10 protein-coding genes are annotated in these 13,763 nt (G+C 62.2%); 4 read left to right on the top strand and 6 right to left on the bottom strand.

The window, feature by feature from the left end:
* The first annotated feature begins 17 nt into the window (after positions 1-17).
* The 3 genes from OKA04_RS02485 (at position 18) to OKA04_RS02475 (ending at position 6,269) form a co-directional block, all read left to right on the top strand.
* A complete protein-coding gene (locus tag OKA04_RS02485) occupies positions 18-944 on the top strand; it encodes a DUF58 domain-containing protein (RefSeq protein WP_264499537.1) in 927 nt (308 codons plus the stop codon).
* On the top strand, positions 945-3,761 hold the full coding sequence (locus tag OKA04_RS02480) for a PA14 domain-containing protein (protein ID WP_264499536.1): 2,817 nt from the start codon (positions 945-947) through the stop codon (positions 3,759-3,761).
* Between the two features lie 72 nt (positions 3,762-3,833).
* Entirely contained in the window at positions 3,834-6,269 is a 2,436-nt protein-coding gene (locus OKA04_RS02475; RefSeq protein WP_264499535.1) for an MMPL family transporter, read from the top strand.
* A 3-nt stretch (positions 6,270-6,272) separates the two neighbouring features.
* On the opposite strand, the gene OKA04_RS02470 is transcribed toward OKA04_RS02475, so the two are convergent.
* From OKA04_RS02470 to OKA04_RS02460, 3 genes are all read right to left on the bottom strand, one after another.
* Positions 6,273-8,828: an autotransporter outer membrane beta-barrel domain-containing protein gene (locus tag OKA04_RS02470; RefSeq protein ID WP_264499534.1), complete on the bottom strand. Its 2,556-nt coding sequence runs from the start codon at positions 8,826-8,828 to the stop codon at positions 6,273-6,275.
* 196 nt (positions 8,829-9,024) lie between these two features.
* Positions 9,025-9,738, bottom strand: a complete 714-nt coding sequence (locus OKA04_RS02465; protein WP_264499533.1) for a hypothetical protein — start codon at positions 9,736-9,738, stop codon at positions 9,025-9,027.
* A gap of 36 nt (positions 9,739-9,774) precedes the next feature.
* Positions 9,775-10,179, bottom strand: coding sequence for a hypothetical protein (locus OKA04_RS02460; RefSeq protein WP_264499532.1), 405 nt, complete (start codon positions 10,177-10,179; stop codon positions 9,775-9,777).
* A gap of 338 nt (positions 10,180-10,517) precedes the next feature.
* On the opposite strand from OKA04_RS02460, the gene OKA04_RS02455 reads away from it, so the two are divergent.
* On the top strand, positions 10,518-11,432 hold the full coding sequence (locus OKA04_RS02455) for a YihY/virulence factor BrkB family protein (protein WP_264499531.1): 915 nt from the start codon (positions 10,518-10,520) through the stop codon (positions 11,430-11,432).
* A gap of 21 nt (positions 11,433-11,453) precedes the next feature.
* Here the strand turns inward: OKA04_RS02455 and OKA04_RS02450 are convergent, their stop codons facing one another.
* The 3 genes from OKA04_RS02450 to OKA04_RS02440 form a co-directional block, all read right to left on the bottom strand.
* On the bottom strand, positions 11,454-11,741 hold the full coding sequence (locus OKA04_RS02450; protein ID WP_264499530.1) for a hypothetical protein: 288 nt from the start codon (positions 11,739-11,741) through the stop codon (positions 11,454-11,456).
* 264 nt (positions 11,742-12,005) lie between these two features.
* Positions 12,006-12,278, bottom strand: coding sequence for a GNAT family N-acetyltransferase (locus OKA04_RS02445; RefSeq protein WP_264499529.1), 273 nt, complete (start codon positions 12,276-12,278; stop codon positions 12,006-12,008).
* A 23-nt stretch (positions 12,279-12,301) separates the two neighbouring features.
* Positions 12,302-13,735 (bottom strand): OmpA family protein, encoded by a 1,434-nt coding sequence (locus OKA04_RS02440; RefSeq protein WP_264499528.1) that lies wholly within the window; start codon positions 13,733-13,735, stop codon positions 12,302-12,304.
* Positions 13,736-13,763 lie beyond the last annotated feature (28 nt).

Here is a 13,763-nt window from a genome sequence, read left to right as displayed (position 1 = left end):
CACTCTCAACTTCCCCCATGGATTCCCTCAAGCTCCCCGACTGCATGCGCCTGCTCCCGGCGGAGACAATGGGCGTGATGAAGCGGCTGGAGTGGTATGCGCGGCGCCGCATGCAAGGCACGCTGACGGGCCGGCACAGCTCGCCGGACAAGGGCTTCTCGGTGGAATTCGCCGAGCACCGCGAATACGTCCCCGGGGATGATCCGAAGGACCTCGACTGGCGCGTCATCGCGAAGAGCGACCGCAACGTGATCCGCCAGTACATCGAGGAGACGAACCTCCGCGCAACCCTCGCCATCGATGTGTCGGGCTCGATGAAATACACGGGCGACCACGCCGCGAAGATGGGGGAGGTGCCGCTTTCCAAGCTGGAGTATGCCAAGCACCTCGCCGCCGCGCTGTCGTATCTCTTCGTGAAGCAAGGCGACGCCGCGGGGCTGGTGACCTTTGACAAGGAGGTCCGCAGCTTCATCCGCGCGGGTAGCAGGCCGAGCCAGGTGCGTCGTATCTTGGAAGACCTGCATGCGACCGAAGCGGGAGCCGATACGGATGTCGGCGGTGTGCTCCATGGCGTGGCCGAACGCATTCCCAGGCGTGGGCTGGTGATCCTGATCAGCGATCTCTTTGACGATCCGGTGAAAGTCATCGAGGCGCTGCATCACTTCGACTTCCGCCAGCATGAGCTGGTCATCTTCCACTTGATGGCGGAGGAAGAGCTGACCTTTCCCTTCAAGAGCTTCCAGCGCTTCCGCGATCTGGAGGGTATCGATGCCATGCTGCGGATCGACCCGCAGGCGGTCCGTGCGGCCTATCTCGAGAAGATCCGCGACTTCGTGAAGCGCATCGACTCCGCATGTGGCAAGCTCCGCGCCGACTACGTGGCCGTGAATACGAAAACCCCGCTGCAGGATACGCTGCTGCGCTATCTGGGAGGGCGGAAGTAGATGCTTTTCCTCAATCCATGGCTTCTGGCTGGCCTCGGCGCGGTGGCGATTCCCATCGTCATCCATCTCGTGCGGCGGCAGGCCGCGAAGCCGATCGACTGGGGGGCGATGCGTTTCCTCTTCGACACGGTGGCGATGCGCCGCCGGAAAATGGAGTGGGAGGACCTGCTGCTGATGGCCGCGCGTTGCCTCCTGTTAGGTCTGGTGGCATTGGCCATCGCCCGGCCCTTCGTGCCGCCGGATTCCAGCGTCCCGTGGATGTTCGTGCTGCCCGCGGCACTGGTCGGGATCGCTTTGTTCGGGGGATCGTTTGTCCTGGGTGGAAAGGGGAAATGGATCCTCCGGATGTCCTCCATCGTACTTCTGCTCGCGGCTGTCGGCCTGGTCTTCATGGAGCGCACGCTGAATCTGAAGCGCTTCGAAGCGAGCGGGCGTCGCGACGTCGCGCTGGTCATCGATGCCTCGTCCTCGATGGATCTGTCACTGGATGGCAGGACCGTCTTCAGCAAGGCGGTGGAGGAGGCGAAGCAACTCGTGAAAGACGCGCCACGCGGCACCGCATTCCTCGTCGTGCTCGGCGGCCCGGCGCCGGAGGCGAAGACCGCGGCTCCTCTCACGCATCGCGCCGATGTGCTCGGCGTGCTGGATTCGCTCAAGCTGATCGGCGGCACGTTCCGCGCGCATGAGGCGCTGGGCGTTGCGACGCTCGGACTTGCAGAAGGGACGAATGCCTCGAAGGAAATCATCGTATTCACCGATGCCCAGCGTGCGGGTTGGCGATTCGACAATCCGAATGCGTGGGACGGTCTCGGCGAGGCCTGGCAGGCCATGCCCTCGAAGCCGAAGCTCCTGCTGCGCGACTACGGCGTCTCGCCGACGCTGCGGAATGTCTCCATCGCGGGCATCGATTTTTCCAGGAGCGTGGTGGGCACGGATCGCGAGGTGACGCTGCGCGTGACGGTGGAGAATACCGGCACGGAAGCCGTCACTCCCGGGGCGGTGAGCCTGGAAATCGGTGGAGCGAAGACAGGTGAGAAACCGGTGGGGCTGCTCGTCGCGGGGCAGAGGGAGAGCGTCGAATTCAGCCATCGTTTTTCCCAACCCGGACCGCAGGCAATCACGGTGCGGATCGATGCCCGCGACGACCTCGCCGCGGATGATGAGGCGGAGCGTGTCGTCAACGTGCGGGCGAATCTCCCGGTGCTGCTGGTGGATGGAAATCCCGCGGGTTCGTTCTTCGAAAGGGCTGCCGGGTATTCGGCTCTGGCTCTCGCCCCCACGTCCGACCTGCGCCGCGGCAAGACCGCTGGCAAGGACTACCTGATGGATCCCGAGGTGATTCCGGCTCCGGAATTGAAGGACGGCGATCTCGAAGGGCGTGCGGTGATCGTCCTCGCGGACGTCCCCCGTTTGCCGGAGCGGCTTGCGTCGAAGATCGCCGCCGCGGTCAATGATGGCGCGGGCCTCATGATCATCGCGGGACCACGCGCCGAGGCTGCCTTCTACAATCAATGGACCGGGGGCGATGGTCCGCTGCTGCCGATGCCGCTGGGTGATGTGGCGGTGGACGCCGATGGGGTGTCGCCTTCTCCGGCGACCTTTCTTCATGAGGCGGTGGCTCTCTTCAAGGATGAGAAGAATTCAGACCTCGCGACGGCCAAGGTGAAACAGTGGCGGAAGACCGGCGAGGCGATCGGAGGGGTGCCCGTCGCGGCCTTCCTGAATGGCGATCCTTTCCTGGCGGCGAAGAACTACGGCAATGGTCGTACTTTGCTCGCCACCTGCGCCTTCGATGCCCGCTCGGGCAATCTCCCGGCGCTGCGTGGCTTCGTCCCGCTGGTCCACGAGCTGGTCGCATGGTCGGCGGGCAGGGGAGTGGACCTGAATGTGGAGGCTGCGTGGAGTCCGTCCGTGGCGATGCATGGTTCGTCAGGCGGGCTGACTGCCAGCTACTGGGCGAACCGCGAGTGGAAGGGGCAGCCAAAGTTCGTGCGTACGGATTCCTCCATCGACTTCCGCTGGGGCGATCAGAAGCCGGACAAACGCCTGCCAAATGACCGCTTCTCCATCGAGTGGCGCGGTCAGCTCCTCCCGGCGGAGACGGGGGAATACGAGCTCACCGCCGAGGTGGACGACGTGCTGCAACTCCGCATCGGCGACAAATCCTACGAGACCGGTTGGGGTCGGAAGGAGCTTGGCAAGGTGACCTTGGAGAAAGGCAAGGCCGTGCCATTCATTGCGAAGTATTATGAAGAAGGCGGGGATGCCTACGCCCGCCTCTACTGGACGCCTCCCGGTGGCACCCGCCAAATCATTCCGGCTCATGCATTCCGGCCGGAGAAGGTCCGCGAAGCTGGTGAGCCGATGCGCGTGGTCGATCCCACGGGATCTCCCCGCCAGGCGATGCTGAGGCCCGCACGAGTCGGGCGGGAGTTGGCCATCGGTGGCTCTGCCGTGCCGGGGATCTATCAGGTCACGCCGGATGAGGAACTTCAGGGACTGCTAGGCATTCCCGAGAAGTCCACGCTTCCCGTCGCGGTTCTCAGTGATCCGGGCGAAAGCCGTTTCGAATCACGCACGCCCGACGATCTGGCGCTCGTCCGGAAGCATGCCGACCTCCTGCAGCCCTCGTCCGTGGCGGACATGGTCGGCGTGCTCCAGGGCAAGGGCTTCGGCCGCGAAATCTGGAAGCTCCTCGCTGTCGCAGGCTTAATTCTTTTCATCCTTGAGAGCGTCCTTGCCCGCTGGGTCTCCCGGAACCGGAGGTCCGCCGAGAATATCCGGGTCGATTTCGGTCAGGAAGCAGTTTGGAAGTAAGCCTCGCAAGCCACCGGCAGGTGGACGGTTTTGCGTCTTGGCGCTCGCGCATTCCCTCCTAGCCTCCGCGCCATGCGGAAATGGTGGCTTCACCTTATGCTCGTCGCGGCGATTGCCGTGGCGGCGCTGGGAATCACGCGGCTGAAATTCGACACGGACATCCTCTCGATGCTTCCCGGCGAGCTGCCGGAGGTGAAGGGGCTGAAGGCGCAGCATCAGGCATTCGCACGGCAGGATGAGGCGATCCTCCTGCTTGAGACGGATTCAACAGACGAAGACCACGCACCGACGAAGCTCGCCGAATCGCTGGCCGCGCATCTGGAAAAAGACGGCGTGGTGAAGCGCGCGCGCTGGCAGCCGCAGTGGGTGGCCGATCCCCAAGGCCTCTCCGAATTGCTCGCCTACCTGTGGCTGAATGGTGACCCTGACGATGTCCGCGCGCTTGCGGAGCGGCTTTCCGAGGAAAAATCGCAGGCCACCCTGGATGCCGCTTTGGAGGAAATCGCGACCTCGCTCTCGGGGCAGGACCTCGCGATGCAGGCGCACGATCCCTTCGGCTTTCTCGGTCATCCCGCGGTGGCGGACGTGCTTGGCTCGTCCGGCGGCGGAGGTGGGGCGAATTTCACCAGCGCCGACGGCACCGCGCATCTCATCTTCCTGGATGCTCCGGGGGAGGTGCCCGGCTATCGCGAGGCCGGTGCGTGGCTCGATTCCGTCCGCGGCTCGATCAGGAATTGGCAGGCGTCCCTCGATACCTCGACCCATGAGCCTGATCCCTCTTCATCGTCACTGCAGCCCGAGGATCGACCCCAGATCGCGCGCGTTTCCCTAACAGGTGAACCCGCGTTTTCCTCGGAGATCGGCATGGCGATGGAGAAGGACATGAGCGGCTCCATCGGCCTCACGCTCACGCTGATCGCGCTGCTCTTCTGGTGGATGCAGCGGCGGCTGATGCTGCTGCATGGACTGGTGCTCACGCTGTGCCTCGTCTTTGCCGTGGCGCTCGGTGTCGCGGGCTGGATCTATGGCGAGCTGTCCATCATGGCGCTGGCCTCGGCGGAGATCCTGATCGGCCTCGCGACGGACTACGGTTTGGTGATTTGCCAGGAGGCAAAGGTGGCTGGGCACGATCGCAAGAAGCTCTTGCTCGCGAGCGGTCGGCCGGTCCTCTGCGGTGCGCTCACCACGGCCATTGTCTTCTCTGCGCTGAATCTCGGCGGCCTGCCCGGCATGGCGCAGCTCGGCTCGATCGTCGGCTGGGGCCTGCTTGCCGCGGGCATTCTCATGATCCACTTCTACCTCCCGTGGGTGGCGAAGTTCGGCGTGGACCGAGCACCGGCCGAGGACGAGGCGAAGTGGATCCCGCGCCGCCGCCGATCATGGATGATCACTGTCGGCATCTGCATGGCTGCCTTCGCCATCCTCGCGTGGAAGGGCATGCCGGGCGTGGAATTCGACTCGAAGATCATGCGCCCTCGCAACAGCACGGCGATGGAAGCCTTCGAGCGCATGCGGGAAAAATTCCCGGACAAGGACCCGCGCTTGCTCCGTCTGGTGGTGCAGGCATCTGACGATACGACGATGCTCTCGCGGCTTGCCGAGGCGGAGTCGAGGCTGGCAGCAGCGGAAAAGGGAGGCGTGCTCATGGAGGCAGCGCTGCCGTCCGCATGGTGGCCGGATCCGGAGAAGCAGAAGGCGAATCGGGATGCGCTGCTCGCCATCGCACGGGATGCTCCGCGCCTGCTCGCCGCTGCGGATGAGACAGGCTTCACGGAAGCGGGCACCGCGCTGGGACGGCAGGTCTTCGCTTTCCTGGAGAAAGCCGAGCCTGGCTTTTACCCGGCCTCGCCCGCCGCGCGTGAGATCATGCGCCTTTTCGTTCAACGGAATGACGAGGGTGGGGGACTCGTCCTCGGCTCGGTGCTGCCGGACCCGTCTGTCGATCCTCTCACGCCGGGCTATCCGCGGCTGCGCGAGCTGAATGCCGAGGGTATCTGGCTCAGCGGATGGAGCCTCTTCAAGCCTGCTATCGCAGGTCTCGTGAAAGAGGACGTGACCCGTATGCTGCTGCCGATGGGGGTGATCCTGTTAGGAATGATGTTCATCATCTTCCGCCGCGTGCGCGATGTCGGGCTGGCGCTGTTCACCATGATCATCAGCACGCTCGTGCTGCTCGCGGTGATGACGCTCTTCGGGTTGAAGTGGAATTTCGTGAACCTCATGGCCACGCCGCTGCTGCTCGGCACGGGCATCGACTACGCCATCCATGTGACCCTCACGCTGCGCCGGACCGGCATGTGCTTCAAGGAACTCTGGAATGGCACGGGCAAGGCGCTGCTTTTCTGCGGTGCCTCGAATGTCATCGGCTTCGGCTCGCTGATGTTTTCCTCAAGCGATGCGCTGGCCAGCCTCGGTCAGGTGGCCGTGATCGGCATCCTGCTTTCGATGGCCTTCTCGATTTTCCTTCTGCCCGGATGGCACTCGCGGGGAGCAGCGAAAGAGGCGTAAACACTATTCAGCAGGAGCATTCACCCGCAAGCGGTAGAAGCGCTTCGGCACCTGGGCGCGTGGGATCTGATGGGTGATGTCGAGCGTGTTCACGTTAGAGTTGGGGGATGAGAACCCGCCAGAGACCTGCGTCCATTGCCAACTATTGGGCAGCAAGGTGTCACTGAAGTCCACGAAGCCGACCGCATTCATCTGCACCGCATGAACGGAAAGCGGATAGGAGATACCGACCTGCGTCGGGCTGAGGGTGAACTGCATTGGCGAGGCGTTAGGCACCGTCGGATCGGTGAGGAATGCCCACTCAACCAGATTGGAAATGCCGTCTCCGTCCGCATCGGCATCGTTCGCGCCGGCACCGCTGTTCGCATAGCTGCCGAAGTGCTGCATGCGCCACGCCTGGAGCGGGGTGGGGGTAGGGGCATTGAAGAAGTAGGCCCTTGCGATATTAGGCATCACGGTGCCACCCGCAGTGGTGAAATATCCTCCGACAAAGAGGTCATGGCCGCTTGAAGAGATCGCCAGCGCCCGTCCGCCGAAGCTATTCAGACCGGATGCAAGCGTGGTCCACCAGCTACCGTTCCACTTCGTGATGTGGCCGGTTTTCAAGCCGCCGACGGTATGGAAGAAGCCGGTGGCATAGACATTTCCGTTGTGGACGACCAGCGATCGCACTTGATCGGTCGGTCCCATTCGCCCGAGGGCGCGCCAGGAGACCCCGTCCCAGACGGCGACGCGGCTGACAGGAGTGATGCCGGACATGGTGAAGCTGCCGCCCGCGTAGAGGAGTCCACCGCTGAAGGCCAAGGTGAAGACCTCGCTGTTGAAGCCATCGCCCACCGGCGACCATGCCGTGCCATTCCATTTCGCCACGCGATTTCCGGGATCGGAGGTGGTGAGTGAGAAAGCTCCGCCGACATACACGTCTGACCCGTTCACCGCGAGTGTATGCAGCGGAACATTGAAGCCAGCACCCATGGTCTGCCACTGGAAGCCGGTCCACACGGCGATGTTCCGCGAGATGAATTCCCCGGACAAATTCGTGGCTCCCCAGAAATTCCCCGCCGCATACACGCGGAAGCCATCCACAGCGAGGGCGTTCACCGAGGCATTCGTGAAGCCATTGGCGACAATGCCGCCACCCATCGCCGACCACGATCCCGGGTTGCCGCTCCACTTCGCCACCATGGTGGCGGTGATGCCGCCTGCAGTGGTGAATTCACCGCCCACATAAATCTCTCCCGCCGGGATATTGACCGCGAGACACTTCGCCGTGCCGTTCAGACCGCTCCCGAGTGCCTCCCAAGTGGAACCGGTCCAGCGTGCGATGCGGTTCGCCCTCACGCCGTCCACGGCGGTGAATTCACCGGCGATATAGACTGTGCCTCCATAGATGGCGATGGCATGGACGATGCCATTCGCGCCGTTGCCAAGCCTCTGCCAACCGAAGGCGGAGGTCACGCCGATGGCTCCGCCCCATCCGGTGATATTGTTCACGGTCACGTTGCCGCATTGGGCAAAGGTGCCGCCTGCGAGCATCCCGCCGTTATGGATGAGGAGGGCGGATACTTCCGAGCTGATGTTCCCGATTCCCGCCCCGGCACCGCTCCAGTAGCTGCCGAACCATTCCGCGTAGTTGCTCAGTGCAAGCGGACCGGTGGCGCTGAATGAGCCTCCAATCATTATCCTACCCTCGCCGGTGGCAATCGAGCGCACCGTGCTATTGATCCCTTCTCCCATGGCAGACCATGCGGATCCGCTCCATCTGGCGACGCGGCGTGCGGTTACCCCGCCAGCGGTCAAAAACTGGCCGCCAGCATATAGATTGGTCCCGTCCGAGGCCAGGGCGTGGACGAAATTGTCCATCCCGCTGCCGACAGCAGACCACGAGATCCCGTTCCATTTCGCGATATACATGGCGGATGAACTACCCGCCTGCGTGAACGCTCCTCCGGCGAAGACCTCGCTTCCGTGAACTGCCAAAGCGTTCACCGATCCGGCGACACCATTGCCCAGTGCTGCCCAGGTGCTGCCATCCCAGCGTGCGACTGCATTGGCCGGAGAGCCGTTCACCATGTTGAAGGCTCCTCCGGCATACACGTTGTTTGCACTGTCCACGGCCAATGCGTTGACGGGGCCATTCATGCCGGTGCCGACCGCTGACCAGGTCGTGCCATTCCATTTCGCGATGTGGTTGGCGGGAATGCTTCCGACAGCCGTGAAGTCGCCCCCGACATAAACATCGGTCCCGACGACCACGATGGCCTTCACATTGCCACCTGGTATCCCGGAACCCATCGCCGACCAGGCGAAGCCATCCCACTTGGCAATGGATTGAGCCGTGATGGAGCCCGCCGTGGTAAACTGGCCTCCGAGATAGATATTCCCGGCGGCATCCTTAGCCAAGGCCTGCACCCGGCCATTCGTTCCCGTCGCTCCCCGCAGGCTGGACCAATCGGAATCAGAAAAGGTGGCTGCGTGAGAAGGACTGGCAGACCATATCGTGAAGAACCACAGCGCCACGACAAACAACATCAGGGAGGGGAATCGGCGACGACTCATGGAGCGATGTTAGATCAAAACATCTCCTTGCCGCAATCCCTCGCGAGTGGTGGTGCAAAATGCTCGGCCGTAAGATGGGGGCTATCATTTGCTCGCGAAAGTTCGTGCCTTTCACATGCAAAAAACATCGTTCATCGCGCCAATTAGGTGCGATGAACGATCATGAGAATGGGGTACTATCGTGCGAGACGACCGATCAGGCCGTCGCATGCTGCGGCTGCTGGGCTTGTTGAGAGCGCAGGCGCAGCAAGCTGTTCACATTCTCGTGGGCCCGAGGGAGCAGGTGTCTCCGAATCAGGGTCTGGTGATCCTGACTGAGAGACGACTCTAGCAATGCCGACTCGAAATGCCGGATCGATGATTCCTCTGCTGCGAGCATCAGCGAAAAAAGCGTGGAATCCACGAGTCGGCCTCCCGAGACATGCGCGAGCTGATCCACGAGGCTTTCCCATGGGCTGTTTCCGAGCAGAGGGAAAACTCCTGCGTCCTGTACTGCGTTCTTCAGATGGCGGACCGAATCTTCGTGAACTGCCTTCAGGTGCTCGATGACCCTACGGTCCTCGCCGTCGAAACGCGGTGCGGTGCGAGTGTAGCTCTCGAGGCTGGCGAGCTCCATCGCCAGCAGTTGATTGAGTGCCTCTCCTTCTTCCCTCGCGGGGTAACCTGAAAGAGCGGAATTACGAGGAGACACCAAATTCCATACCCGCACAGCCCCCACCGCTGCGAGTAGTGGAGGCGCGAGTGGAAGCGCCATGCGCACGCTTCCCGTGATGAAGCGGAAGAGCGGAAGCTTTCCGGCGATGAATCCAATTCCGAAACAGGCGGCAATGCCCACCGCGGGATTCCGGGAGATCTGGCCGGCGATGCGCCGCGCCTGCTCATTGATGGTATCCTGCGCGGCCGCGAGCACCTGCGAGGACTTGAGATCGTGGAGTTGCATAGGGTTTTACCAGCGGGACTTGAGTTTGTCGAATTGGTGGCCGATCTCACGGAGCGAACCGTTGTCCCGGATCGCATCATAGGCGTGATGAACCTTCTTGGAGGCTGCTGGCAGAAGCGAGCCGAGGAAGAGGTCACGGACAGCATGGGAACGATGACGCCCCGAGAGGAGCCATCCGGCAGCGAAACCGGCCGCAGCAGCCACAGCAATATCCGTCCACGGGCGACGAGAGATCTCGTGACGCAGGTTCGTCAGGAAGTGGCGGGTGGTTCCGTTGCTGCTTGAGTGAAGATCATCCCAGTGAGCGTGGCGGGTGGAGACGTCATGGCTGCCATTTTGGCTGCCGTTCCGCTCGGCGTGTGACTCAAGGTGCTCCGGATTCTGGGTCTGTGGAAATTTTTGAGTTCTCATATCACGAGATGTTTTTGCAAGGCACGGGCCAATCTTCCGAGTCGCTTGAATCCTTGCGATATCAAGGACTCGACGCACTTGGGAATGGGGATTCACCCCCGCAATCCGGCAAACAAGCAGGCACGATGCGCCACACTAAGCGGCAATTTGCACCACCCCTGCAAGAGGTCGCGAGACGGCTGAGCGGCACGTTGCTTGCAAGGCGGGACGAACGACGCGAGGGATCGCGAAAGCAGGCGGCAGCTTGGCTTCCGTAGCGATAGATTAAGTGATCATCGCGTGAATTCCACGCGACCGCACACAGCCCTCTCCCATCAATTTCACTTCCGGTCATATCCATGGAGAAAGAACCACTACCCGAAAGCGCCAGCATTTTCGCGCTGCTGAAGGAAACGGCGGAGGGATTCATCGAGGACGAGGGCCTTCGTCTGAGTGCGGCGCTTGCCTACTATTCCGCATTCGCGCTCGCGCCGCTGTTGCTGATCGTGCTGTCGATCGCGGGACTGGTCTTCGGGGATGATGCCGTCAGCGGAATGCTGTATGATGAGATCCGCCGCGATCTCGGTCACAGCGGTGCGGCGGTGCTGGAAGACATGGTGGCACATGCGCGCGATCCTCAGCAGGGGGTGGTCATGTCGCTGGTCGGACTCGTTGTCCTGCTCTTCGGTGCCGCCGGGCTTTTCGGGCAACTCCAGTCGGCGCTGAATGCGATGTGGAACGTGCCACCCCGCAAGGGCCACGGAGTGAGGAATTTCGTGAAAAGCCGCTTCCTCTCTTTCTCAATGGTGCTGGGGACCGGCTTCCTGCTGCTGGTGTCCATGGTGGTATCCACCATGCTACATGCAGTGGGGTCAAAGGTGGGTCAGATCGCCAATGTCCCTGCTCCTATCTGGGCGGCGGTGGGAGGAGTGATTTCCTTCGCTCTGATTGCCCTGCTTTTCGCGGCGATTTTCAAGGTCCTGCCTGACGTCGTGATCCGATGGCGCGACGTGTGGACCGGTGCGATCTTTACATCCGGACTTTTCGCCGTGGGGAAGTCGCTGATCGGATGGTATCTCGGCCGTGAAGCGATGGCCTCCAGCTACGGGTCCGCCGGATCGCTAATCGTCGTCTTAAGCTGGCTCTATTACTCGTCAGCCATCCTCCTCTTCGGCGCGGAGTTCACCCAAGTGCAGGCCCGGGCAGCGGGTCGGGAGATCAAGGCCCGGGCGATGCGAGCGATCGCATCCGGCCATGGAAAACCCGGGCCTTGAGATTCGTCCGGCGCTGTCCATTCATTGGATTACCATCGCTTGGTTGTGACGGGGCAGGTAGCGATCCCAAGCGAGGATCTTTAGAAAGAGCGGCTCAAGCTGTTCAGACAGCGGCATCGGATACTCGCCATGAGCGTAGTCGAGGAGGTGATCCGAGAGGGGGACCGCCGCCGCGCTTACCTTGATCTCGGCAACGAGTTCACGCCGGTCTTCCGGACATTGCTCCGGGGTGCGGAAATCGTTGTCATTGTAGGGTCCGAAGCGACGCTCGTACTCGCGCTTCCGGGCAATCGTGTAGTCGCTGTTCATAATCATGGCGGGTTGGGGTTGAAGTTCGCGGGATCGGGTTCATCCCGGTGATTGGTTTCTATTCAAGCCGTTCACGTGCCTTGTGTGATGAGGTATGAAATCTTTTGATGAAGAGAGTGTTATGGGGTGTGTTGGCGCGCCTTTGAATGACGCCCGGCGCAATTGGCCACAGGCACGATGCACTTCGCCAATCCTCATCCGAACCATGTCCCGCGGCATTTCGGACGATCTAACAGGCCCAATCTTGACCGGGCGCGAATGGACTTACTCCACCAAGTCGCGATACTCGGGATGCCGCCCGATCCATGCGACCGCGTAGCCGCAGATGGGGCGGACTTTCTCCCCACGTGCACGGATGATCTCCAGCATGCCTGCCATGAGCCGGCCCGCTGTGCCTCGACCGCGAAGCGCAGGATCCGCCTCGACATGGGGGATGATGAGCAGGTTTCCCTCGCGACGGTAAGCGGCAAAGGCGAGCGCTCCTTCTTCCTCAAGTTCGAAACGCCCGCGCCCTGTCTGATCAATGACCTCGCTCATGTGATTAGGCAGGAACACTACCATCAATCCATCGGCCCGTCGATCCGCGAGATGACAACCCGCCGATCCTGCGAAAGCAGTTTCTCCGGTGCGTCGGCCGGATGATGCGACTCGCTTTCGCCGTATCCTACCGGGATGAGACGATCGGCCGACACGCCGCCACGGACCAATTCCCGGACGATAGCCTCGGCACGAAGTTGCGACAGTAACTGGTTGTCAGAGGTGGTTCCCTCCGCAGACGCGTGGCCCTCGATCACGAAGCGAGTCTGGGCGAAGCCAGGATCAAGCATCGCGTCTGTCAGGGCCAGGACCATGTCGTAGGCATGCCCGTCCGCGAATTCGGTGGAGCCTTCGCGGAAGAGAATATCATGACTCGTGATCGTGGAGTCCGTCGCCACGGGATAGGACACGACCCATACGTCGCGCTGGCTGTACTCGGCCGGGATGTGCGCGGCGAACACGGGCGACTGAAGTTCACCTGCCGAGGTGACAGTCACCCGACCCAGGGCCCCGCTGGCAAGGAGGACCGCGGGGATATCCTCACGGGACGGATAGAAGGCATGGCGGCGTCCCTCATGAACGAAGTAGGGTTCCGGAACCGCCGGTCTGCCGATTTCCTTTTCATCTTCGTCTGTGGCCGCGTTGCGGAAGAACGGTGGCATCTGCCGCAAGTCCGCCTCGCCTTTCAAGCGTTGGCGGAGAAAGTCGGCTGCGATCCGACGATCACCTCGGGCTTGGCGACGTGCAGCGCTTTGATTCGACCGATTCATTTCGGCGCGAGAAAGGTTGCTGTGCTTGCCCAGGATCTCCTGCACCATCTTTCCGGCGTCGGCACGTCCCTTGATGTCGAGTTTCCGCTGATCGTGGGCGACTGCGAGTTCATCCCGGGCCTTCATCACATCCGACTCGGCGGTGCCGATTTCGGGGGCGGGTAGATTCTCGTTGGGCGCAGTACGTCGCCGTTGATCCGGGGAGGTAACGCGTGATTCGGAGTTGGCCTTCTTGGCATCGCTGTCGCGCACCTTCGCAGAATAAGGATCTGCCTTGTCGCTGGTGCGGTCGGTCGTCTTCCGGGCATCCGGTGAAGCTTTCTGAGGGGAGCGATCGGTAGTCTTCTCGGCATCTGGGCTGGCCTTTTCGTTCGTGTCGCGCTCCGGGGTGGACCGGCGGTTCGCCTTGAAATCGTCATCCCTGATTGGCTTCGCATCTTTGCCGGCCGGTTGTGTCCGGTCGCCGGCTTCGCGCTTCTCGTCTTCGAGCGGGGTGGATTCGGTGCTGGCCCGACGGGACTTGTCCTCGACCGGCTGCGATCGTGGTGAGACCTTCTCTGAGCGATCCTTGAGTGGGGTTGATCCCGGGTTTGCGGGCTCCTGGCCCATCATTGCGGGGGGGAGCGTAATCATTGCTGCCGCCGCGATGGCGGAGACGATGTATGGCGAGGGCGTGCGGTATTTCATGAAGGAACTCTCCGCTCGAATCGTTCCG

This window comes from Luteolibacter flavescens (assembly GCF_025950085.1).
Classification (GTDB): Bacteria; Verrucomicrobiota; Verrucomicrobiia; order Verrucomicrobiales; family Akkermansiaceae; genus Haloferula; species Haloferula flavescens.
This window is presented reverse-complemented; position numbering and strand designations above follow the sequence as displayed.